19 protein-coding genes are annotated in these 21,700 nt (G+C 66.4%); 6 read left to right on the top strand and 13 right to left on the bottom strand.

What is annotated here, in order from left to right; translation table 11 throughout:
• Positions 1–29: 29 nt before the first annotated feature.
• The 6 genes from AKI39_RS05655 to AKI39_RS05630 all read left to right on the top strand — a co-directional run bounded on the left by AKI39_RS05655 (position 30) and on the right by AKI39_RS05630 (position 7,435).
• Entirely contained in the window at positions 30–1,160 is a 1,131-nt protein-coding gene (locus AKI39_RS05655; RefSeq protein ID WP_145925200.1) for a hypothetical protein, read from the top strand.
• A gap of 34 nt (positions 1,161–1,194) precedes the next feature.
• Positions 1,195–2,487: an MFS transporter gene (locus AKI39_RS05650; RefSeq protein ID WP_145925199.1), complete on the top strand. Its 1,293-nt coding sequence runs from the start codon at positions 1,195–1,197 to the stop codon at positions 2,485–2,487.
• On the top strand, positions 2,474–4,009 hold the full coding sequence (locus tag AKI39_RS05645) for an LVIVD repeat-containing protein (RefSeq protein ID WP_145925198.1): 1,536 nt from the start codon (positions 2,474–2,476) through the stop codon (positions 4,007–4,009). Before AKI39_RS05650 ends, AKI39_RS05645 begins: the two co-directional genes overlap by 14 nt.
• A gap of 7 nt (positions 4,010–4,016) precedes the next feature.
• Positions 4,017–5,015 carry an amidohydrolase family protein gene (locus AKI39_RS05640; protein ID WP_066633472.1) on the top strand — a complete coding sequence of 333 codons (999 nt, stop codon included), beginning with the start codon at positions 4,017–4,019 and terminating at the stop codon, positions 5,013–5,015.
• A gap of 71 nt (positions 5,016–5,086) precedes the next feature.
• Positions 5,087–5,851: an IclR family transcriptional regulator gene (locus AKI39_RS05635; RefSeq protein ID WP_066642271.1), complete on the top strand. Its 765-nt coding sequence runs from the start codon at positions 5,087–5,089 to the stop codon at positions 5,849–5,851.
• Positions 5,852–6,001: 150 nt separating this feature from the next.
• On the top strand, positions 6,002–7,435 hold the full coding sequence (locus tag AKI39_RS05630; RefSeq protein ID WP_066633471.1) for a DHA2 family efflux MFS transporter permease subunit: 1,434 nt from the start codon (positions 6,002–6,004) through the stop codon (positions 7,433–7,435).
• Positions 7,436–7,538: 103 nt separating this feature from the next.
• Here AKI39_RS05630 and denD read toward each other — a convergent pair whose 3' ends face one another.
• From denD to AKI39_RS05565, 13 genes are all read right to left on the bottom strand, one after another.
• Positions 7,539–8,528, bottom strand: a complete 990-nt coding sequence (denD, locus tag AKI39_RS05625) for a D-erythronate dehydrogenase (protein ID WP_066642269.1) — start codon at positions 8,526–8,528, stop codon at positions 7,539–7,541.
• 22 nt (positions 8,529–8,550) lie between these two features.
• Entirely contained in the window at positions 8,551–9,351 is an 801-nt protein-coding gene (gene otnI, locus AKI39_RS05620) for a 2-oxo-tetronate isomerase (protein ID WP_066633469.1), read from the bottom strand.
• A 9-nt stretch (positions 9,352–9,360) separates the two neighbouring features.
• Positions 9,361–10,035: a class II aldolase/adducin family protein gene (locus AKI39_RS05615; RefSeq protein ID WP_066633466.1), complete on the bottom strand. Its 675-nt coding sequence runs from the start codon at positions 10,033–10,035 to the stop codon at positions 9,361–9,363.
• Positions 10,036–10,144: 109 nt separating this feature from the next.
• The gene (locus tag AKI39_RS05610; RefSeq protein WP_235610754.1) at positions 10,145–11,158 is read right to left on the bottom strand and encodes a LacI family DNA-binding transcriptional regulator; all 1,014 of its coding nucleotides are present in this window, start codon (positions 11,156–11,158) and stop codon (positions 10,145–10,147) included.
• A 99-nt stretch (positions 11,159–11,257) separates the two neighbouring features.
• Positions 11,258–12,589 (bottom strand): 3-oxo-tetronate kinase, encoded by a 1,332-nt coding sequence (gene otnK, locus AKI39_RS05605; protein WP_066633463.1) that lies wholly within the window; start codon positions 12,587–12,589, stop codon positions 11,258–11,260.
• The gene (gene ltnD, locus AKI39_RS05600; RefSeq protein WP_066633460.1) at positions 12,586–13,482 is read right to left on the bottom strand and encodes an L-threonate dehydrogenase; all 897 of its coding nucleotides are present in this window, start codon (positions 13,480–13,482) and stop codon (positions 12,586–12,588) included. Before ltnD ends, otnK begins: the two co-directional genes overlap by 4 nt.
• 25 nt (positions 13,483–13,507) lie before the next feature.
• Positions 13,508–14,650: a mandelate racemase/muconate lactonizing enzyme family protein gene (locus tag AKI39_RS05595; RefSeq protein WP_066633457.1), complete on the bottom strand. Its 1,143-nt coding sequence runs from the start codon at positions 14,648–14,650 to the stop codon at positions 13,508–13,510.
• A gap of 8 nt (positions 14,651–14,658) precedes the next feature.
• Positions 14,659–15,642: a Bug family tripartite tricarboxylate transporter substrate binding protein gene (locus AKI39_RS05590; protein WP_066633454.1), complete on the bottom strand. Its 984-nt coding sequence runs from the start codon at positions 15,640–15,642 to the stop codon at positions 14,659–14,661.
• 297 nt (positions 15,643–15,939) lie between these two features.
• Positions 15,940–16,869, bottom strand: coding sequence for a LysR family transcriptional regulator (locus AKI39_RS05585; protein ID WP_066633452.1), 930 nt, complete (start codon positions 16,867–16,869; stop codon positions 15,940–15,942).
• A 94-nt stretch (positions 16,870–16,963) separates the two neighbouring features.
• Positions 16,964–18,241: a CaiB/BaiF CoA transferase family protein gene (locus AKI39_RS05580; protein ID WP_066633451.1), complete on the bottom strand. Its 1,278-nt coding sequence runs from the start codon at positions 18,239–18,241 to the stop codon at positions 16,964–16,966.
• 88 nt (positions 18,242–18,329) lie between these two features.
• The gene (locus AKI39_RS05575; protein ID WP_066633450.1) at positions 18,330–19,703 is read right to left on the bottom strand and encodes an MmgE/PrpD family protein; all 1,374 of its coding nucleotides are present in this window, start codon (positions 19,701–19,703) and stop codon (positions 18,330–18,332) included.
• 113 nt (positions 19,704–19,816) lie between these two features.
• The gene (locus AKI39_RS05570) at positions 19,817–20,608 is read right to left on the bottom strand and encodes a short-chain dehydrogenase/reductase (RefSeq protein WP_066633447.1); all 792 of its coding nucleotides are present in this window, start codon (positions 20,606–20,608) and stop codon (positions 19,817–19,819) included.
• A gap of 10 nt (positions 20,609–20,618) precedes the next feature.
• Positions 20,619–21,641 carry a Bug family tripartite tricarboxylate transporter substrate binding protein gene (locus AKI39_RS05565; RefSeq protein ID WP_066633444.1) on the bottom strand — a complete coding sequence of 341 codons (1,023 nt, stop codon included), beginning with the start codon at positions 21,639–21,641 and terminating at the stop codon, positions 20,619–20,621.
• Between the last annotated feature and the right edge of the window lie 59 nt (positions 21,642–21,700).

The raw sequence follows: 21,700 nt of genomic DNA, 5'->3' as shown, positions 1-21,700 counted from the left end.
GACGCTGCTACTTCACGGGATTGCTGGGCATGTTCCGCTTGCATGGCGAACGCGACGTCCTATTCGCCGACGGCACCTCGGGCGACGGTTTCTCGTTCCGTTGGACGCCGGCATGGGGCGCGCCCGCCTTCAACGGGGGCGCGGGCGCCTTCCACGAGATATGGGAGTACACGCCGCGCGCGTTGGGCTTCCATGGCTATTGGGAGCAGGACCATGAAGGCGGCTTCGAGGAGGCTTTCGCGAAGCTGCGCGGCTTGGTCGATCGCGGCGTTCCCGTACAGGTCGGGCTGCACTACTCGCTGATGCTGCCGTACGGCGCGAAGACTTCGCCGCGGCTGAAATTCCAGCATGAAACGATGGGCAAGACCGGATTCGGCCATCATGTGGTGGTCGCCGGCTACGAGCTCGATCGCGGTACCGTCACCATCTTCGAACCGAACGACCTGATGCCTCATTCGCGCTACGAGGCGCCCATCGATGTTTTCCGCGCCGCCTGGGAGCAGGCATCGCAGCGAGGTCCGCGCGGTTACGAGCCGTGGGAACATCATCATCCGTTCGAGGGCGAATGGAGCCTGCACGATGGCTATGGCCCCTATCTGATGGTCTGGGTGGAGCCTGGCCGCGACCCCGACTGGGATATCGCGCAATCGATCCGCCATTCATTCCGCCGCAATCTGAAAATCCTGTCCGGCGATTTTCCGAAGCCGTATGCGATGTTCGGCAACCAATGGCAGATCCCGCGTTTCGAGACCGGCGCGCCCGGTATGGCGGCGTTCGCGGCACTGATCCAGACCGGCAAGGTTAAGGATACGTTCGGGCCGGACGGTGCGCCGGTTCCGCTTTTCGTGCGGGGAAACATCCCCAACCACGGCGTGCTCGGCCGTGCCGGCGCCGCCGGTTATCTGCGCCGCGTCACGCGGGAGCTTGCCATCCGCGGGTTGGAAACGGCGCCGACAGCGTCGGCGGCAGAACACATGCAGGCGTCGTCGGAGCTCTTCAAGGTGCTTCGCTACGAGCAGGATCTGGCCAAGGCCGGCGCCGTGCTGGCGCGGATCGCCGCGCATGAGATGGACGCGCTCGCCGACATGACCAGGGCCTGGGCCGACGTGAAACGCATCACCGAGCGCAGCAGGACAGCAAGCCACCTGAACGCGGCGTGAGCGCCGCGTCACAGCTCCCCAAGGAGGCTACATCGTGCAGAAACGCCACGCCGCGTTGGTAATGTTCCTAATCCTGCTGCTGACCTATATATTGAACGCGGTCGATCGCAGCCTGTTCTCGGTGCTCGCGGTCGAGGTGCGCGGCGCGATGAATCTATCGTTGCCTCAGGTCGGCCTTGCCTCCACCATGTTCACGCTGGGCATGGGCATCGCCGCCATCCCGACCGGCTATCTGCTCGGATTCATGTCGCGAAAGTCGGTGGTGCTGCTGGGACTCTTCATTTTTTCCCTTGCCACGCTGCTGACCGCTTATGCGCAAGGGATTCCAGACCTTCTGGCCTACCGTTTCATATCCGGCCTGGGCGAAGCGATGCAGGCAACCGCACTGATCGCCATCGGCACCTGCCATTTCTACAAGCACCGCGCGCTGGTGACCGGTTCGATCTCATGCTTCTACGGCATCGGATCCTTCCTGGGGCCCACGACCACGGTCATGCTCTTGAATGCATTCGACTGGAAAAGGCCGTTCATCGTGTTCGGCCTGGTGGGCGTTATCACGATGGCCGCCGTCTGGATATGGGTCAAGCCGTGGTTCAGCGAAAGCAAGGAAAACGAAGAAGCCCTGACCAGGGCGGGCGGGACCGCCGCGCTGGGAACGAACGAAACCATCTGGAACCCGAACACCATCGCGCTGGGGATCGCGGCGATCTGCGCGGGCGTGGCTGTTTTCGGTCTCTTCGGCCTTTATCCGACCTACCTGCGCAACGCGCTCAATTTCACGCCGGCGCAGGCCGCTGCCGTGATGAGCGCCATCGGGATCGGCGGGTTCGTCGCCCCCCTCAGCGGCTGGCTTGGCGACCGTTTCGGCTATCGCAGGATCCTTTTCGTGGCGCTGCCCTTGGCGGCGCTCTCCGGCGGGCTCTCCTTCACGGAACTGAACCGGTCGGTGTTCTTGCACGCCGCGTTGGCCGCCATCTACGGGGTCTCGATACTCAGCCTGCTTTACTCGAACCTGTCCGCCATCATCATTGAATCGATGACTCCCGCCAAGACGGCACAGGGGTCCGGCCTGTTCATCGCCGCCTATTACATCCCTGCGGCCTTCGCGGGCTACCTCCTGGCGGAACTGAAGGAAGTATTCGGTTGGACCGCCGCCGGCGTTATCCAGACCTCCGGCTTCGCGATGCTGTCGCTCGTCATGGTCGCGATCGCCGGCGTGATGCGCCGCAAGGCGATTTCGGCACGCGCCGGCGCAACACTCGGCCCCAGATCGGCGCACAACACAAACAGCCCATACCTGCAGGAGATCAGCAATGGCACGAAATGACGATCACGTTCCGTCTTCAACGTCCGCCGCCAAGGCCGGAAGAATCGATGGCGTGATGCCGGGTGGTGGAACAGTGCCTTTCCGGCTGCCAGCCGGTGCCTTGAATTATCTCGACCGCAATCAATACATCTCCAACATGGAGATCATCGATTTTTTCCCGTCGATCAAGCTGACGATTTTCGGGGACGAGCATTCGTGCCTGTGGGCGAAAGGCACGCGCCGTCTGATCGCTTTCCAGGGCGGCTGGGTGGACATCACGGATCCCAGGAAGGCGACTGTGATTTCGGAGGCTGGGCTTGCCACGTTCCAAAGCTGCGTCTACAACAAGGATCTGAAGAAGTGGATACGCGTCGTTGCGCACCAGATGCCGCTGACGCCAGGAACCACGCAATATCCGCGCGGAAAATATCACGATGAATACGCCGCCAAGTCCGTCGGCGATCCCGGCTTTCGCGGCATCAAGACCTACGACGTGACCAACCCCGAAAAGACGGTGCTGCTGAACGAATTCGAAACGGGAAAAACCGGCCACGGGGTCCACCTGCCTTTTTATGACGGCGGCAAGTACGCCTACCTGGCCTGCGGGTGGGACGATCAACTGCGCATGGAGAGCACGGAGCGCGTCTACAGCAACGCACTGATGATCGTCGACATGTCCGATCCCGCCAATGTGAAGGAAGTATCGCGCTGGTGGGTCCCGGGCCAGCGCCTGGACGAGGAAGCGTACTACCGCGCGACTTATCCGTTCGCCGGAGACCAGTGCTCCTGGACGTGCAACCGTACCCCTTGCATCGTCCCGGTCAGGGTCGAGGATGGCGGCACCGTCGGCTACGGCGGCTGGGGCCATTTCGGCATGTATGTGCACGACTTGTCCGACATCCGCAATCCCAAGGTGTATGGCAAGGTGACGCATCCGCTCGAAGCCATCGGGGGAATTCCTTATCACCATGTCGTTCCCGTGACCGCCGATGCAAAGCACTATCCCCGATTGCAGAACCTGGTTATCGCGATACCGGAATCCCTCGAATCCGACTGCCGCGAACCCTTCCATACCAGCTACGTCGTCGACGTGAAAGACCCGGCCAATCCGCGCATCATCGGGCTGTTCCCGCGTCCGACGCCGCACCCGGACGCGCCGTACAAGGATTTCGCGATGGCGCGAGGCCGGTTCAGTTCGCGCGTCATGCAGCACTGGATCGCGCCCGGACAAGCTCGCCCCGATGTCGTGGCGCTGTCGTATCTCAATGCGGGCCTGCGCCTTTTCGACATCTCCGACCCGACCTCCCCCACGGAGGTTGCGTATTTCGTGCCGCCGCGCGACGGCGAAATCGAGGACTACATGAGCTGGCGCCGCGGCACGTCGGAAGCCGTTTTCATCGAATGGGACCGCAAGCTGATCTGGCTATCGACGCACGCGGGCCTTTACTGCCTGTCGGCACCGTTCCTGGGCGAGCCGGTGCTCAAGCCCATGGCGGTCAGCCAGTGGTCGGTTCCACATGTAAACGCAGGATGGGAAGGATAGGAAGGGCATGCAACCCAAGCGGATCGACATCCATAGCCACGTCATCCCCGATCGCATCATCGCGGCGATCGCGGCCGACCCAGGCCGCTTTCGCGCGCGTATCGAGGGACAAGGCGCCGCGCGCAAGGTCATTCACGATCAGGGATATGTCTATCCGCTGTTCGATGAATTCCACAAGACCGAAGCCAAACTGCAGGCCATGGACCGCAGGGGCATCGAGATATCCGTCATTTCGCCCGCGCCGCCGATGTTCTATTACTGGGCCGACGCCGATCTGGCGCTCGATGTGGCCGGCCTGGTGAATGATGGCGTCGCCGACATGGTCGCGGGCGCGCCCGCAAGGCTGCGCGGCATGGCGACCGTGCCGATGCAGCACCCCGATGCCGCGATCGCCGAACTGGAACGCGTGGTCCGGGAGTTCGGCTTCAAGGCCGTGGAGATCGGCACTTCCATCGAGGGCGCACAGCTGGCCGAGGAACGTTTTCGCCCCCTGCTGCGGCGGGCCTCCGAGCTGGGCGTCTTCGTATTTGCGCACCCTTATTATGTTGGCGCCAAGAGCGGCCTGGAAAATTATTACCTTACCAATCTAATCGGCAATCCCCTCGACACAACGGTGATGCTTGCCAATCTTATGTTTTCCGGCCGGCTCGACGAACTGCCCGACCTGAAGATCGTGCTTGCGCATGGCGGCGGCTTCGCTCCCTACCAGATCGGGCGGCTGGTTCACGGGCATGCGGTGCGCGGCGAGACACATGGCATCAGCAAATCCACCCCGAAGGCGCTGCTCAAGCGCATCTATTTCGACAGCCTTGTCTTCGAGCCGCAGGCACTGCGCTATCTTATCGACCTTGTGGGCGCGGATCATGTCTGCATTGGGACCGATGCGCCATTCGACATGGCCGATGACCATCCCGGCGCTACGCTGGACGCGGTCCCGGGGATGACGCCCACGGAGCGCCAATGCATCTGCTGCGGTACGGCGCTGAAGCTGCTGCGCGAGGCTTGAAACCAGTGGGGCCGGCTGGCCGTAGCGCCGTTCGCGCCGGCGACTGTACATTGGTACGCAAGGAACAAATCGTGACCAACGCCACATCGACGTCACAGACCGTGGGCAGGGCCATACAGCTGATTCGACTGGTCGCATCCAGCAAGTCGCACAATCTGCGGCTGATCGACATCGCGGAAATGGCTTCACTGGATAAGTCGACGGCGCACCGCCTGCTGCAACGCCTGGTGCATGAACGCATGCTGGCGCGCGATCCCGGGAGAAGGGGGTACCGGCTCGGTCCTTTGCTGCACGAATTGGGCCTTGGCGCCCTTCCCGAGACCAATGTGGAGGACGCCGCCGAGCCCGCGCTGCGGCAACTCGCCCGAACGACCGGAGACATGGCCTTCCTGAGCGGGCGCAGCGGCCTTGAAATCGTATGCCTGCGGCGGATCGCGGGCGCTTTCGAGATCCAGACATTGGCCCGCAATGTGGGGGACCGGCATCCGCTCGGGATAGGCGCCGCCGGTCTGGCGATCCTGGCTGCCATGAACAACAACGATGCGGATGCCGCGATCAGCGCGATCTCGCCGCAGCTGAGCCGCTATAGCCTGACCGAACAGGTATTGCGCGAGCGGGTCAGCCTGACGCGCCGCCGGGGCTACGCGCTGGACGAAGGCCGCGCGGCGCTCGATATCGTCGCGGTGGGCCGCGCCATACGCAACCGCGGCGGCGTGCCCAGCGCCGCGGTATTCGTGGCTTCCATCAGCAGCCGCATGACGGAGACGCGGCAGCGCCTCATCGACAGGCACGTGGCGGAATGCGTCGCCGCCATCGAGGCCGCTCTCAACCACTGACGCAAGACGGGGACCGCGCCAGGCGCAAGCCCAGCCCTACGGCGGACGGCGGGGCCTCGCGGTGGCGATCGCAGGTCTTTTTAAGGGAATTCCACTAGAATTCCCCGCGCAGATCCTTCGCCACGCGCAAGCCGACCTTTCCCCGCTCCTGTGTCCGCCACATCGCCCGGTAAATCCAAGACCACCGCCCCCGCGCCCCGCCACGAAGGCCGCATCGATCCCCAGGTATGGAAGATCGCCGGCGTCGTGATGCTGGCGCCGCTGATGGCGCAGCTGGATTCCACGGTCGTCAACGTGTCGCTGTCCACCCTGGCGCAGGAACTGGATACCAGCCTGACGACCATCCAGTGGGTATCGAGCGGCTATCTGCTCGCCCTGGCCCTGACGCTGCCGCTGACCGGCTGGCTGGTGGACCGGCTCGGCGCCAAGCGGGTGTACCTGATCTGCTTTTCGATATTCACCCTGACGTCGCTGTTCTGCGGGATTGCGACAGACGCCAGCAGCCTGATCGTGTCCCGCGTCCTGCAGGGCATGGCCGGGGGGCTGCTGACGCCGATGTCGCAAATGATGATGGCGCGCACCGCTGGCCCGCACATGGCCCGCGTCATGGGGTTCGCCGTCATGCCGGTGATGATAGGCCCCATCCTGGGGCCGACCCTGGCGGGCGTGATCCTGCAGCACGCCGGATGGCCGTGGATCTTCCTGGTCAACCTGCCGGTCGGCATACTGGCCACCCTGCTGGCCTGGCGCGTGCTGCCGCCGGACAGGGACATGCGCGTCCGGCGCAATTTCGACGCGCTAGGCTTCCTGATGCTGGCGCCCGCGCTGGCCATGCTTTTGCACAGCCTGGAAACGCTGGCCAGCACCGCGGACGCCGCCGATGCCGAGGCGATTTGGCTGGAACTGGGCGCCGCGGTGCTGCTGCTCGCGGCCTTCCTGTGGCATGCCGCGCGCCGCGGCGGTGCGGCGCTGATCGACATCCGCCTGTTCCGCGCACGCTCGTTCGCGCCCTCGGCCGTCACGCAGTTCCTGACCAACTGCATGACCTACGGGGGGCAGTTGCTGTTCCCCCTGTACCTGATCGCCGCGCGCGGATACAGCCCCTCGCGCGCCGGCATCCTGCTGGCGGCGATGGGCATCGGCCTGCTGTGCGCCTTCCCGTGGATGGGCCGGCTGACGGACCGCTTCGGCTCGCGGCGCGTGGCCACCGCCGGCGCCCTATTGGGGTTGGCCGGCACCCTGCCCTTCATGCTGGTCGGCCTTTATGACATGCCGGACACCGTGATCTGCGTGCTGCTGTGGATGCGCGGCATGGGGTTGGGCTCCATCAACATCCCGTCGATGTCGTCCGCGTACGCCAGCATCCCCAGGGAAAAACTGCCCGTGGCCACCACGGCGCTGAATATCGTGCAGCGCCTGGGCGGGCCTATCGCCACCACCTGCCTGGCCATCTGGCTGCACGCCAGCCTGGCGGCGCACGAGGCACGGCAAGCCTTCGCGTTCTCCAGCACCTTCGCGGTGTTCTGCGTGATACACGCATTGGGGGTGGTCGCGGCCTTGACGATCCCGGCGCGGCGCAAGTAGGCCGGGCCGCGGGGCTCACGCGCCTTCGATGCGGGCAGGCCGCGAGCGCAACACCCGCACGGTCCGACAACGGCTAGGCCGGCGTTCATCGCGGAACCAGCGGTCAACCCGTTGTTTTATTGTCCGCGATGTATTGCTCGATTACCGCCCGGTATGAGGCGTCGGGCTTCAGCCCCAACGCGGCCGCCCGGGGGCTGTCGAAGTGGGCCGGCCATCCGCCCACGATCCGGGCGATCGCCGGGTCGGGCGAAAGGGTGACCAGGGCGGCGGTTTCTTTACCGGCCACGGCTTCCAGGGCCTGGAGCATCTGGCGGACGGTGACGGTCAAGGCGGGCAGGTTGATGGCCGTCCGGCCGCCCAGCGCTTCCCGGTCCGCCTGCGCGACAGCCAGGATGCCGGCTACGGTATTCGCCGGCGATGCCAGCGCGACCGCGGTGTCCAGGTCGACGGGACAGACGGCCGGCAGCCCCGCCAGCGGTTCCCGGATGATCCCGGACAGGAAGCTGGACGCGGCGCCGTTGGGTCGACCCGGCCGCACGGAGACGGTCATCAGGCGCGCCACGCGTCCGTCAAGAAAGTCTTTGCGCGTGTATTCCGCGATGAGTTGTTCGCAAATGAATTTCTGCGCGCCATAGCTGGATTGCGGCGTGGGAAAGGTGTCGTCTCGGATGACCGCGGGCAGGGGAATGCCGGGATCCGAGCCGAACACCGCCACGGAGCTGGAAAAGAACAACACCGGCAGCTGGCCCGAGCGCATCGCCTGCTGGCGCAGCCCGTCCAGCAGCGCGCGCGTGGCGTCCAGGTTGGAACGCAATCCAAGATCGAAGTCGGCCTCGCACTCGGCGGAGACCGCCGAGGCAAGATGGAAGACCACATCTTGCGCCCCCGCCAGCAAGGCCGGCATGCGCTGCAGCAGATCGCCGACGTCCGCGGCTACGCGAGCATCGGCGACGACTTCCGGATGCGCCGGGGCCACGCGGTCGGCCAATGTCAGCCGCTCGATAGGTTGCCCGCGGAAATGGCCGAGCCGCAGCAATGCGCGAGCCAATTGGGTGCCCAGGAAGCCCGCGCCGCCGGTGATCAATATCTTCACGCCCGTGTTCTTTGCCATGGCATCACGCTCCCAGGCCCGCGGCGCGCGCGCTGCGCAGCCAGCCCAGTCCGGCGCGCGTGCCGTTCGCCGGGCGGTATTCGCAGCCTATCCACCCGTCATAACCCAATTCGTCCAGCACCTTGAACAGATGGGGATAATTCACCTCGCCATCGTCCGGTTCGTGACGGGCGGGCACGCCCGCGATCTGGATATGCCCGACGCGCCCGGTGGGCAGGTATTGGCGGATGCGCATCTCCAGGTCGCCTTCGACGATCTGGCAGTGATAGAGGTCCATCTGCACCCTAAGGTTGGGCGCCCCGACCTCTTCGGCGATCGCATGCGCGTCGGCCTGCCGGTTCAGGAAATAGCCGGGAATGTCCCGCGTATTGATGGGTTCCATCAGCACGTCGCGGCCGGCCTTGACCGCGGCCTGCGCGGCCCATGCAAGGTTGCCGACATAGGTCTCGCGCAGACGGGCACGGTCCGCGCCCTGCGGCGCCAGCCCCGCCATGACGTGCACGCGCGGGCATGACAGCGCTTCCGCGTATTCCAGCGCGCGTTCGATGCCGTCACGGAATTCGGCCTGGCGGCCGGGCAGGCAGGCGAGCCCGCGTTCACCGGCGTCTTCCCTGCCGGGCGGCGCGTTGAACAGCGCCTGCGCCAATCCGCATCCGCGCAGGCGGGCCGCCAGTTCGTGCGCCGGCCAGGCGTAGGGAAACATGAACTCCACGCCCTTGAAGCCGTCTTCCGCGGCCGCCTGGAAGCGGTCCAGGAAACCGTGTTCGGTGTAAAGCATGCTGAGATTCGCTGCGAACTTGACCACGATGGCTCCTTACCATTGCGCCCCGAAATGCCGGCGCAGTTCATCGATGCGTGCGTCGTCCAGCGGCTGGGCCAGGCCATCGGCCAGAATCCACAGCGCCGCGGTTTCTTCCAGTTCTTCCAGCACCGCCATGGCCGCGGCCGGCGTTTCGTGCCACACCTGCGGTCCCAGCCGGTCGCACATGACGGCACGCAGCGTCCGGCCGTCGCGCGCGTGGTCGGCGATCAGGTGGGCCACGTGCTCGGCCACGGCGGAATCGCCCGGCCGGCAATAAGGAACGAGCGGCACGTGCCCTACCTTCATTACCTGGTAGGGCGTCAACGGCGGGAGGATATCGCCATCGCGCCACACGCCGCGCAGGGTCAGCGCCACCAGATGGCGGGAATGCGTATGCAGCACGCAGCCGGCGTGCGGCGCGGCCTGGTAGATCCGGCGATGCAAGGCCAGCGTTTTACTGGCGCGATCGCCGTCACGCTGCACGCCGTCCTCGCCAACCCAAGCGAGACGCGCCGGCTCCAGGCAGCCCAGGCTGGCATCGGTGGGGGTGATCAGGAAGCCGCCGCCATCCGCCGCCGGCACGCGCGCGCTGATATTGCCCGTCGTGCCATGCACATAGCCGCGCTCGAACAGGCTGCGCCCGGCTCGGCATAGTTCCTCGCGCAACGATTTCAGTCCGGTATCCATCGGATCTCCATGACGGCTGCTTCGATACGGTACGCCCCGGCTCGAAGCCACCGGGACGGAAAAGCGCTCGACGGCGCTACCGGCAAGCCAGCCATGCGCAGCGCTGCATTCACGCGCTGCTGCCGCGCACGACCAGCGTATTGGGCAGCACCACGCGACGCGGCGGCAGATTGCCCGTGCCCAGGCGCTCGCACAGGCGCGCCACGGCAGCCTCCACCATCGCGTCCAGCGGCTGGCGTACCGTGGTCAAGTCTATCGCCTGCCAGGCGCACATCGGAATATCGTCGTAGCCCACCACCCAGGTGTCGTCCGGCACCCTGGCGCCGCCGGCCCGCACGCCGTCCAGCGCGCCGATCGCCACGATGTCGTTGGCGCAGAAGATCGCATCCAGGTCGCCCCGCGCCAGCAATTGCCGGGCGGCGTCGAAGCCGGTCTGGTACGCGAAGTACGGCACGCGGGCGATGACGTCTTCGTTCATGGGTATGCCGCGGCGGTGGAGTTCCGCCAGAAAGCCGGCTTCGCGGTCGCGGATGGGACTGGGGTGCGCACGGCCCAGGGCGCCCGTCACCAGGCCGACCCGATGCCGGCGGTGTTCGTCGAAATACGCGGCCACCTGCGCGGCGCCCGCGCGGTTGTCGCTGGAAATCTGGTCGAAGGCATCCGACGCGACGGTGCGGTTGACCAGCACCACGGGACGCGTCTCGCCGATGCGCGCCAGGAGCGGCAGCGCCGCATCCATGGCCGTGGCGACGATCACGCCGTCCACCGATGTCGCGGCCAGCGCCCGCATGGTGTCCTCGTCGGAGTCCTCCGCCTCCCACACGGACGCATACAATCCGTTGCGGCGCAGCGCGGCAGACATCAGCTGCAGCAGCGCGGGATAAAGCGGGTTGATCGACAGGCTGGCAACCACCAGCGCCACGGTATTGGTGCGCCTTGTGCGCATGGACCGCGCGGCCTGGCTGGGCTGGTAGCCCAGCTGGTCGATGACCTGCAGCACGGCCTTGCGCGTTTCCGGCTGCACCAGCGGCGACCCCTGCAGCACGCGGGATACCGTGGTTTGCGATACACCCGCCACCTTGGCGATATCGCGGCTGGTCAGGGTTTTCTTGGTCGGTCTCACGATTTGGATTGGACGACGCGGGATGAGCCGGGACGGCGGCATGGCGCGGATACGCGCGCGATGCGCGGTTGTGGCGCACGCGGGAGCGCGGCAATCTTATCATTCGCCCTTCCCTGCCCGGCTCCCATCGTGAAGCGCGTCGCGCGGGACCGCCGCGGCCGCCAATAGGGAAAACGCCCGAACGTAGAAATTGTCCGCCCCGAAATTCCCGGACTTCAGCGCCACATGCAGGGAAGGCACGCTGGGGTCCGCGCCCTTGCCGTAACACCACGGGATGCCGGGATCGATCTGCGCCCCGATCTGCAATTGCGTCAGCCCCATGGCCTGCACGCAGGCGCCGGAGGTTTCGCCGCCCGCCACGATCATTTGCCGCACGCCGGCCTGGACCAGCCCATGGGCGATGCGCGCCAAGGCGTCCTCCACCAGCGCGCCGGCGCGATCGGCGCCCAGCGATTCCTGCGCGCGCCGCACGGCGTCGGGCGCGGCCGATGAATAGATCAGCACCGGGCCCTGCGCCAATCGTGGACGGGCCCATTCGAGCGCCCGTTGGACCTCGTCCAGGATCTGCCCCTGCTCCCACCGCGTTGGGTCGACGGCCAGCGCGGCGCCGCCCGCATGGATGTAGTGGCGCACCTGGCGCAGCGTGGCCTGCGAGCAGCTGCCGGAAACGATGGCTCGCGCGCCGCCGGCCGCCGGCAGGCGTTGCGCCGCCGCCGATGGCTGCAAGCCGAAATTCGCGGGCAGCCCGATAGCCAGCCCGGAACCGCCGGTTACCAGCGGCAGATCCCTGGCGGCCTCGCCCAGCCGCAGCAAGTCGTCGTTGGACACCGCGTCGACGATGGCCAGGCCGATGCCGTCCTTGCGTAGCGCATCGATGCGCGCGCGAATGGCCGGCGCGCCGGCGGCCACCGTGCGGTAATCGACCAAGCCGACCGGCCGCCGGCTCTGCGCCCGCAGCACCCGCACCAGGTTGGCGTCAGTCATGGGCGTGAGCGGATGATCGCGCATGCCGCTTTCGCTCAGCAGCACATCGCCGACGAACAGATAGCCCTTGAAGACCGTGCGCTGATTGTCGGGAAACGCCGGCGTCGCGATGGTGAAATCGACGCCCAGCGCATCCATCAGCGCTTCGGCCACGGGGCCGATATTGCCGCGGGCGGTGCTGTCGAAGGTGGAGCAGTACTTGAAGTAGATCTGCGCGGCGCCCTGCTCGCGCAGCCATTCCAAAGCGTGCAGCGATTGCGCGACGGCGTCTTCCGGTGGCGTGGTGCGGGATTTCAGCGCCACCACGACCGCGTCCATACCTTTGATGGCGGCCGCGCCCTTCGGCACGCCAAAGGTCTGTACTGTGCGCATGCCGGCGCGCACCAGATTGTTGGCCAGGTCGGTGGCGCCGGTGAAGTCGTCGGCAATGCAGCCAAGGCGGATCATGAGCGTGCTCCAGGCAGCTCGATGCCGGGGAAAATCTTGATCACCGCGCTGTCGTCCTCGGCCGCGTGCCCGGCGGTGGATGCCTGCATGAACATCTGGTGCGCCGTGGCGGACAGCGGCAGGGGAAACTTGCTGGCCCGCGCCATGTCCAGCACCAGCCCCAGGTCCTTCACGAAGATATCCACCGACGACAGGGGGGTGTAGTCCGCCGCCAGCACGTGGGCCATGCGGTTTTCGAACATCCAGCTGTTGCCGGCGCTGTGGGTGATGACGTCGTACAGGGCCTCGGGATCCACGCCTTCGCGCAGGCCCAGCGCCATGGCCTCCGCGGCGGCGGCGATATGCACGCCGGCCAGCAGCTGGTTGATGATCTTCACCTTGCTGCCGGCGCCGGCACGGTCGCCCAGTTTGTACACGCGGGCGGCCATGGCGTCGAAGAGCGCGTCGCATCTGGCATAGGCTTCGGGCCGCGCCGCCGTCATCATGGTGATTTCGCCGCTGGCCGCGCGCGCGGCGCCGCCGGAAATCGGCGCGTCCACGTACAGCAGCCCCAGCGCCGCCAGCCGGCTTTCCATGGCCGCGGACCAGCCCGGATCGACCGTCGAGCACATCACGAACACCGAACCGGGCGCCATGGCGGCTGCGCAACCCTGTTCGCCGAACAGCACGGATTCCGTCTGCGCCGCATTCACCACGACCGAGATCACCACATCGCAATGCCGCGCCAGCGCGGCTCCGCTTCCATGGGCCTGACCGCCCTCGCGCGCGAAGGCCGCCGCGGCTTCCGGGCGCGCGTCGTGCACGTGAACGTCATGGCCGGCGCGCCGCAGGGACCGCGCCATCCCGCCGCCCATCGCGCCCAGGCCGATCACGCCGACAGTCTGTTTACTCATCCAGGTCTCCTCGTTGTGCTTTCGTTCAAACGTAACACGGACCCTCGATCAGCGGATGCGCCTTCAGGAAGGCTTCGTCCACTTCCAGGCCGATGCTGGCATCGTCGCAAGGGCGCACGCAGCCGTCCGCGTCCAGTTCGTAGGGCGCCCGTCCGCCCAGTTCGTCGCGGAAGGGATTCAGCTCCGTGACGTCGGCTTCGAAATAGCCGGGGTTTTCCACGGCGCACAGGACGTGGATCGTGACCGCCATATTCGGGGCGGTGGTGGAGGTATGCGGATTGAACGACAGCTTGCGTGCCGAGCCGAGCGCCGCGATACGCAGGCCTTCCGTGATGCCACCGGTCTTCGACATATCGGGCTGCAGGAAGCGCACGTTGCCGTCCTCCAGCAGGCTGTTGAAATCAAAGCGCGTGAAGTGGTTTTCCCCCGCGGCGAAGGGAACATTGCCCAGCGCCGCGCCTTTGGCATAGGAATGCCGGTCGTGCGGCGGGAAAGGCTCTTCCAGCCATCCGGCCTGGATTTCCTCGAAGGCCGGCATGACCTTGCGCAGCTGTTCGACGGTGTAGCCGGTATTGGCGTCCAGCAGGATGTCGATGTCATCGCCGACGGCCTTGCGCACGGCACGGGCGCGGGCGATGTCGTTGGCCGGCACGTCGCCCATGCGCAGTTTCATGGCGCGATAGCCCTGCGCGACCAGGCGGCGCGCTTCGTCGGCCAGCGCCTCGGGCGCCTGCCATCCCAGCGAGATTCCGCCCGCGTAGGCCTTGATCGCGCGGTTGGCGCCGCCCAGCAGGCGATACAGCGGCCAGCCCGCGGCCTTCGCGCGGATGTCCCACAGCGCGCAGTCCAGGCCGCTCAGCGCCATGGCGGCGGCGGCGCCGACGCCGTGGCTGGCCAGCTGCTTCCTGTAGACGTATTCCCACAGGCCGACCACGTCCATGGCATCGCGGCCCAGGGCAAGTTCGCGCAGCGTCGTATCGACCACCCGGCTGACCGCGCCGGGGCAGCGCCCGTGATGCGCCTCGCCCCAGCCGACCAGGCCTTCGTCGGTCTCGACGCGCACGATGACGGCGTCGCGCTTGACCGTGCGGCCGATGCTCAGCGTGACCGACTTGTCGGGCGGCACCGGGAACGAGATGGGATAGGAACGGATGTCCGTGATTCGCATGGCATGCCTTATTTGGAGGTATTGAAGATCTGGGTGCCCATCTTGTCGAAGGACACTTGCATATCGGCGATCTGCTTCTGCAGCTGCGTGCCGGTGGAGTCCTCGACGAAGAAGCCGTTCTGGCGGGCGAAGTCTTGGAATTCGTCGCTCTGGATGATCTTGTGGAACTCGGCGACCAGCTTTTTCCGAACGGGCTCGGGAATCCCCGCGGGCGTCACCACATAGCTGGCCTGCGTAACCTGGCCATAGGGAAAGACGTCATAACCCTTCTCCTTGAAGGTGGGCACGTCCGGCATGAAGGACAGCCGCTCCTGCGCGTAGACGGCCAGGGGCTTGATGACCCCGGCGTCCATCTGCGCCTTGCTTTCGGAGGGCTTCAGGATGCCGGCCGTGATCTGGTGCCCGCCCAGGTCGGTGACGACGCGCGACCCACCGGTGTAGGGAACATGGATGAACGGAGCCTTCGCGGCGCGGCTCGTCATGACGGCGAAGAGATGGCTGATGTTGTTCGCGCCCGAGGTACCGACCGACACCTTGCCCGGGTTCTTCTTCATGTCGTCCAGGAAGGCCTCCAGGGTAGCCGGACCGTCCTTGGGCACGACCAGCACCATCGGGTCGACGGAAGCGGAGGCGATGGTGGTGAACTGGTCAGGCCGCAGATCGGTCACGCCCTGCGTATGCAGGACCAGCGTGGACGTCGTTCCCAAGCCCAGCGTGTAGCCGTCGGGCGCCGAACGGGCCACCTTGGCCAGCCCGATGGAGCCGCTGGCGCCTGCCAGGTTTTCGACCACGAGCTTGTAGCCGTCCTTGGCGGCCAGGTGCTGCAGGGCGCGGCCGACGATATCGGTGGACCCGCCGGGGGCCCAGGGCACGATGAAACGGATTTCGTGCGCCGGGTAGTCGGTATCGGCAGCGCCCGCCGTCGCGGACAAAGCGCCGCACAGGGCGACGGCACCCAGCCGCATCCATAGGTGGTTGAAGGTGAATTTCATGTCGTCTCTCTCCAGGTGGCGCGGATCCCCCGGCCGTGCGGCCGCCCGGGCAAAGGGCAGCCGTGACGGTCCGTGGCTTGTCGCGGAAACAAGCCTGTCCGCTTTTATTGAATACGTAACCATCATCAGTTTAAAAAAACTCCGCATCCGGCTGTTCAGCCATGCGGAGTGGATGGTTTCGTATTCATTCTACGCAGCCGGGCGCGGTCTGCCAATAGGCCGGGCGGAGGAGGCCTTATTTCGCCGCGCCGTCCAATAGGGACGTCGACGGCCAGCGGTGTCTTCGAAGGCCCGCTGTCACACCCAATGCGTCGCCGAACGCGTCGCCACGACGAGCGGATCGTGCATCAATATCGTGGCGAACTGGCGGACCAGCTCTTCCTGCTCAGGCGCGCGCTTGCGCACCAGGTGCAGTTCGCGGCAGGCCCAATGATCGAGCAGGCTCACCGCCCCCACCCGCCCGTCGCGCAGGAAAGGCTCGGCCACGCTGAGGGGCACCAGCGCGACGCCCACGCCGGCCGCCACCAGGTGCATCACGGCCGCGAAGTCGTGCGCATGCACGCGTGCCTTCACGGCCTTGCCGATCTCCTGGGCATGTTCCAGCAGGAATTGGGTATTGCTGCTGACCGAGTCGCGACACACGAAGTCGTTATCCAGGACGTCCTTCAGGGCGGCCCGCGAACGCTGCACCAGCGGGTGAGCCGGCGGCGTGACACACACCAGCCTGTCCATTGCATACAGCTCGCAGACGAGGTCCGGCTCGTCCACGCGGCCGGCGAACACGCCGATATCGGCTTCGCCATCCTGGACGCACCGCGCGATGGACTCGCTGCCCATTTCCGTGATGTCGACATCGATGCGGGGATTGGCGACCAGGAATCGCGCGACGCTGGGAACGATGAAGCCATGCAGCGAACTGCTGTTGGCGAACAACCTGATCTTCCCATGCAGTTCCCGGGCATAGCCGCCGACCTCATCCTGCATGGCTTGCAGATCGGCGAACAGCACCTCCAGGTGCTTGGCCATGGCCTGGCCGGCAGGCGTCAAGCTCATCCCTTGCGGGCTCCGCACGAACAGCGGACTGCCGGCGGTGTATTCCAGGCTCTTGAGGCGGTAGCTGGCCGAGGACGCCGTCATGTTGAGAGCCGCCGCACCGGCCGCCAGGTTGCGCGTCTGGGCGACGGCCTTGAACAGACGCAGATCCTTCAGATCATAGGCGTATGGCATGGATTTCTCCTGTCGCCGCACGCCCGCCCCGGCCCGGGCGCGGCGCCTCATGGAGCTAGCATACCCCCAACACGGCCCGGACCATATCGGCTGATCAGCGGATATCCGCACCGCGCCCGGGCGGTTCCACACCCGCCGTCAGCGCACCGCAATCGGACAATGCCTGGATGTCCGGCGGCGCCATGTCCAGCCAGGCGCGCAGCACGTCGCGCGCATCCGCGCCCAAGCGCGGCGGATACGTCGCGGGCGCCGCGGGTTCGCCGCTGAACTTGATCGGGTTACCCACCACCTCGATGGTATCGCCATCCTCGTCGCACAGGGACGCCACCATGCCGCGTCCCGCCGCGCGGGCATCGTTCAATGCCTCCGGCACATTCTTGATCAAGGCCACCGGCACGCCTTCGCGCTGCAGGGGTTCGATCCAGTCGGCCGCGGGCCGCGCCAGAAAGGCCTCTTCCAACAGCTGCCACAGCGCCTCGCGGTGGGTCAAGCGCAGGGCGCCGGTCTGGAAGCGCGCATCGCTGGCCAGCGCTTCGCGCCCCAGCGCCACGCACAATCCCTTCCACATGCGCTCGGTATTCGCCGTGACGACCAGTTCGCGGCCGTCGCCCGCCACGAAGGAACGGTACGTCGGAATGGAATCGTGCCGCGCACCTTGCGGCTGCGGCGTGACGCCCGCCACCAGGGCATAGGTGCTCTGGTACGACAGCATCGCAAGTTGGCAATCCAGCATGGATACATCCACGGTCCGGCCCTGGCCGCCGCGCTCGCGATCGGCCAGCGCCGCATTGATGGCGATCGCGGCGTACATGCCGGCCACCATGTCGCCGGCCGGAATGCCGAGCCGCACGGCAGGACGCCCCGCTTCGCCCGTCAAGCTCATCACGCCCGACAAGGCCTGCACGATCATGTCGTAGGCCGGCTGGTCGCGCCAGGGCCCATGCTGGCCAAAGCCGCTGATGGATGCCCAGACCAGTCCCGGCCGCGCCGCCCGCAGCACGTCGATATCGATCCCCATGCGGGCCAGCACGCCGGGGCGGTAGTTCTCGACCACCACGTCGGCCGCGTCCATCAGGCGACGGGTCAGGTCCATGCCTTCCGGCCGCTTCATATCGACGGCGACGCTGCGCTTGTTGCGGTTGATACCCAGGAAATACGCACTTTCATCCTTCACGAAATAAGGCGGGATCGCGCGGCTGGAGTCCCCCGACGGCGATTCCAGCTTGACGACTTCCGCGCCCAGGTCTGCCAGTATCTGCGTGCAGAAAGGACCAGACAGGAAGGTGGTCATGTCCAGGACGCGGTACCCCGACAGGGGACCCGCGGTCTTGCGCGGCGCGGTATTGCCGCGGGGGGAGGCTTCGGTGGCCATGGTTCTGCCCAAGGAAACTGGAAGATGACGCCCCCGAGAAAATGCGCCGGATGGGGCGTGAATGAAAGCGAAAAGAGCGGATGGTGCGTCAGGCGGGACGCAGCGTATCCATCAGCCGGTCCAGCGATGCGGCATCCAGGGTCTCCAGGCGCCACAATTGCGCCAGCAGCGCATCCGCGCGCTGCCTGCCCAGCAGCGGCGCAATCAGGTCGCGCGCCTTGGCGTCCACTTCCTCGCGCGGCATCGGGTTGCCCCAGGTGCCGCGAACGGCGGGCGTGTGATGCTTCAGGACGCGGCCATCATCGGTTTGTATGGTCACGATGGCCTGCCGTCCGCCGCTACGCTGCAATTCCTCGCTGGGCACCAGCTTGATCCGCGCACGCAGCGCCGATACCACGGGATCAGCCATGCGGGAGAAATCGTGGGCCGATTCAAAGGTCAGGCCACGATCGACGATATACAGCGCACTCAGGTGTTGCAGGCTGATGTTGGGCATGTCCCGCCCGTCGACGATGAATGCCTCGTTGGCCTGGATCTCTACCGTGACGCTGCGGATGCGTGCCGGCGGCGGCAACTGGTCGCGCAAGGCTTCCAGGCTGTCCAGGGGTGCCTGCACCGGCGAACCGACGCACCATTTCTTGATGTTGGATGACAGGATCTCATCGCCCAGCGTCATGGGGTCGTCCAGCGTACGGCCTTTTTCGCCGCGGCCGAAGGCCACGAACAGCGTGCGGTCGCCGCGCAGCACGTCATCCACCCCGGTCCAGCCCGCCTGCGTCAGCAAGGTCGCGAAGATGGCGTTCTTCGCCGCCATCGCGCCGAACACATAGGCCTTCTGCACGTGGTCGTGATCCACCATCCAGCAGGACAGGCCCGACACCTCGTGCCCCAGGTAGGAAAGTAGCCGGCGCGCGGCATCGGCATCGAAGCCCGCCAGGGCGCCCGCCGCGGCGCCGGCGCCAAACAGGGCGCCCACGGCGTGGGTCGAACGACCACGATGGTTCAGCGCCATCGCGCCCATCTCTTCCAGCACGCGGGCTCCCACGTCATAGCCGGCCGCCACCGCAGCGATCAGTTCCCGGCCACCACGATGGTGCAACTGCGCCATCGCGAGCGCGGCCGGCACCACGGCGCAGCCGGGGTGGAACACCGATTTCTCGTGCGAATCGTCGGTCTCGTCCGCATGCGCCAGCATCGCATTCAGCATGGCGGCCGAAAATACCGGCAGGCGCTGGCCGGTACCGATGACCGTGGCCTGCTCCTGGCCGGCGAACAGCGGAGCGGTGGCCAGCGCGCGCTTGCCGACGTCCAGGTCGGCGCCCGACACCATGGCGGCCACCGTATCGACGATGTGATGCTTGGCTTTTTCGACCAGCCGGTCCGACATCGCGGTACCCAGGGCGCCGGCGATCAATTCAGACACATTGCGCGTGGCGGGAGAAACTTTGGAAGGTGTGCTCATGAGGGGTCCTTTTTCCGGCGGAGGCTGACAGCGCGGCCCCGATCTGCCTCGTTCATGCAGTGGGTTTCCGGTGGGCGGCCGGGAATCGCCTGGGGGTAGAGGCGAGGCGTCGGCTATCGGGCCGACCGCCGCTGGCTCAGCCCCCCATCTACCGTCAAGGTGGTGCCGCTGATATACGAGGCCGCGCCTGAAGCCAGGAACACAAGGGCGTTGCCGATCTCCGCCGGCTGCGCCAGGCGCCCGAAAGGCAGATGCGTGGTCAATTCCGCCCACCGTTCCGGATCGCCCAGGCTGTCGGTTGCACGCTGTCGCCAGCGCGTGATCTGTCGGTCGGTGGCGACCATGCCAGGATGCAGGCCCACCACCCGGATGCCGTCGTTGGGGCTGAGCGCGCCGAGCGCCCGCGTAAACGCGTCCAGGGCCGCATTGCCCGCGCTGCCGGCGATGTACTCCGGGATCACGCCTTCCCCGCCCGCCATGCCGATCACGTTCAACACCACGCCGCCCCGGCCGCGTTCGCGCATCTGGGCATACATGGCCCGCGTCAGGTCGATATAGCCATACACCTTCAGGTCCCAGGCCGTACGCCAGCGCTGCGCATCGATATCCTGCAAGGTGCCGTGCGGGATGTCGCCGGCATTGTTCACCAGGATGTCCAGCTCATCGCCAAAGCGGTTCGCCACGGCATCCACCGCGCCGGGCGCGCGCATGTCCATGGCCAGGGTCTGCACGTCGGCGCCGTGCCGTTCCCGCAGGCTCGCCGCCGCCTCGGCCAGCGCTTGCGCACTGCGCGACACGAGCCTTACGGCACAGCCTTCGGCCGCGAAGCGTTCAGCCGCCGCGTAGCCGATACCGCGCGAGGCGCCGGTCACCAGCACGGTCTTGCCCGCCAGATCAAGTTGCATGCGCGGCTCCTTATTGAATCTGCAGTCCCGATTCAGTGGCGATGGCGCGCCACCGGCCGCCTTCCTGCTGGAAGAAGGCACGGCTTTCCTCCAGCGTCGCGGTGGTGGTCACCGTGGCCCCGACGCGTTGCAGCGACGCCTGGTATTCGGGCGACTTCACGACGTCGACGACGGCGTCATGCAGACGCATGAGCTTGTCCCGCGGTATGGTCGGCGCGGCAAGCATGATGGTGTAGCCCGTCAGGGGTGCGTAACCCGCGATCTGCTCGCTTGCCGTCGGCACGTCCGGCAGCGCGGCATTGCGCCGTTCGCCCGTGCTCGCGAGGGCTTTCAGCTTGCCTTCGCGGATCAGCGGCAGGGAGGTTTCGGCCGACATCACGACCATATCGACCTGCCCGCCGCCGACCGCGGTCAGCAGGTCCGGGCCGCCCCGGTAGGAAATGGGGTTGGTCTGCACCTGGGCGGCACGCGCGAACTCGATGCCGAAGAAGTGTCCAGGCGACCCGATGCCGCCGAAGCCCCAGGCCAGCTTGCCGGGATTGGCCTTGGCGTAGGCGGCCACGTCGGACAGGCTTTTGAATCTGCTGTTGCCCGGCACGACGAATACATAAGGCGAGGTTCCCAGCTGCAGGATAGGCACGAAGTCCTTGTCGGGGTCATAACCGGGATCCTTGAAGATCACGGGATTGACGAAGTGATTGACCATGGTGACCAGCAGCGTGGGCTGGCTGGCCGGCGCATGCGCCACATAGACCGCGGCGATATTGCCGCCCGCGCCGGGTTTGTTCTCGACCACCACGGATTGGTTGATTCGCTTCTGCAGTCCCTGCGCGATCACGCGCGCGGCCACATCCACCGTGCCGCCGGCCGAGAACGGCACGGCAATGTGCACCGGATAGTCGAACAGTGGCGCACTCGATTGCGCCGCGGCCGGCGCGCCCCATGCCAGCGCCGACGCGGCAAGCAGCAGGCCGGACCAGGCCCGTCCGGCAAAACGGGGAAGCCCCCGGGTCGTAGGGTGGACGGAATTCATGCTTTGTCTCCTTGGTTATTGCCGTATTGCCCGTTCTGTGCGGGTGTTCCCGGTCTGTG

The sequence above is a fragment of the Bordetella sp. H567 genome, from assembly GCF_001704295.1.
Taxonomy (GTDB): domain Bacteria; phylum Pseudomonadota; class Gammaproteobacteria; order Burkholderiales; family Burkholderiaceae_B; genus Bordetella_C.
The sequence above is the reverse complement of the archived record's forward strand: the minus strand, read 5'-3'. Positions and strand labels throughout refer to the sequence as shown.

Coding starts and splice junctions, on each gene's coding strand:
- AKI39_RS05655 (WP_145925200.1), top strand. CDS start 30: ATGTTCCGCTTGCATGGCGAACGCGACGTCCTATTCGCCGACGGCACC.
- AKI39_RS05645 (WP_145925198.1), top strand. CDS start 2,474: ATGGCACGAAATGACGATCACGTTCCGTCTTCAACGTCCGCCGCCAAG.
- AKI39_RS05640 (WP_066633472.1), top strand. CDS start 4,017: ATGCAACCCAAGCGGATCGACATCCATAGCCACGTCATCCCCGATCGC.
- AKI39_RS05615 (WP_066633466.1), bottom strand. CDS start 10,035: ATGGATACCGGACTGAAATCGTTGCGCGAGGAACTATGCCGAGCCGGG.
- otnK (WP_066633463.1), bottom strand. CDS start 12,589: ATGATCCGCCTTGGCTGCATTGCCGACGACTTCACCGGCGCCACCGAC.
- ltnD (WP_066633460.1), bottom strand. CDS start 13,482: ATGAGTAAACAGACTGTCGGCGTGATCGGCCTGGGCGCGATGGGCGGC.
- AKI39_RS05595 (WP_066633457.1), bottom strand. CDS start 14,650: ATGCGAATCACGGACATCCGTTCCTATCCCATCTCGTTCCCGGTGCCG.
- AKI39_RS05590 (WP_066633454.1), bottom strand. CDS start 15,642: ATGAAATTCACCTTCAACCACCTATGGATGCGGCTGGGTGCCGTCGCC.
- AKI39_RS05585 (WP_066633452.1), bottom strand. CDS start 16,869: ATGCCATACGCCTATGATCTGAAGGATCTGCGTCTGTTCAAGGCCGTC.
- AKI39_RS05580 (WP_066633451.1), bottom strand. CDS start 18,241: ATGGCCACCGAAGCCTCCCCCCGCGGCAATACCGCGCCGCGCAAGACC.
- AKI39_RS05575 (WP_066633450.1), bottom strand. CDS start 19,703: ATGAGCACACCTTCCAAAGTTTCTCCCGCCACGCGCAATGTGTCTGAA.
- AKI39_RS05570 (WP_066633447.1), bottom strand. CDS start 20,608: ATGCAACTTGATCTGGCGGGCAAGACCGTGCTGGTGACCGGCGCCTCG.
- AKI39_RS05565 (WP_066633444.1), bottom strand. CDS start 21,641: ATGAATTCCGTCCACCCTACGACCCGGGGGCTTCCCCGTTTTGCCGGA.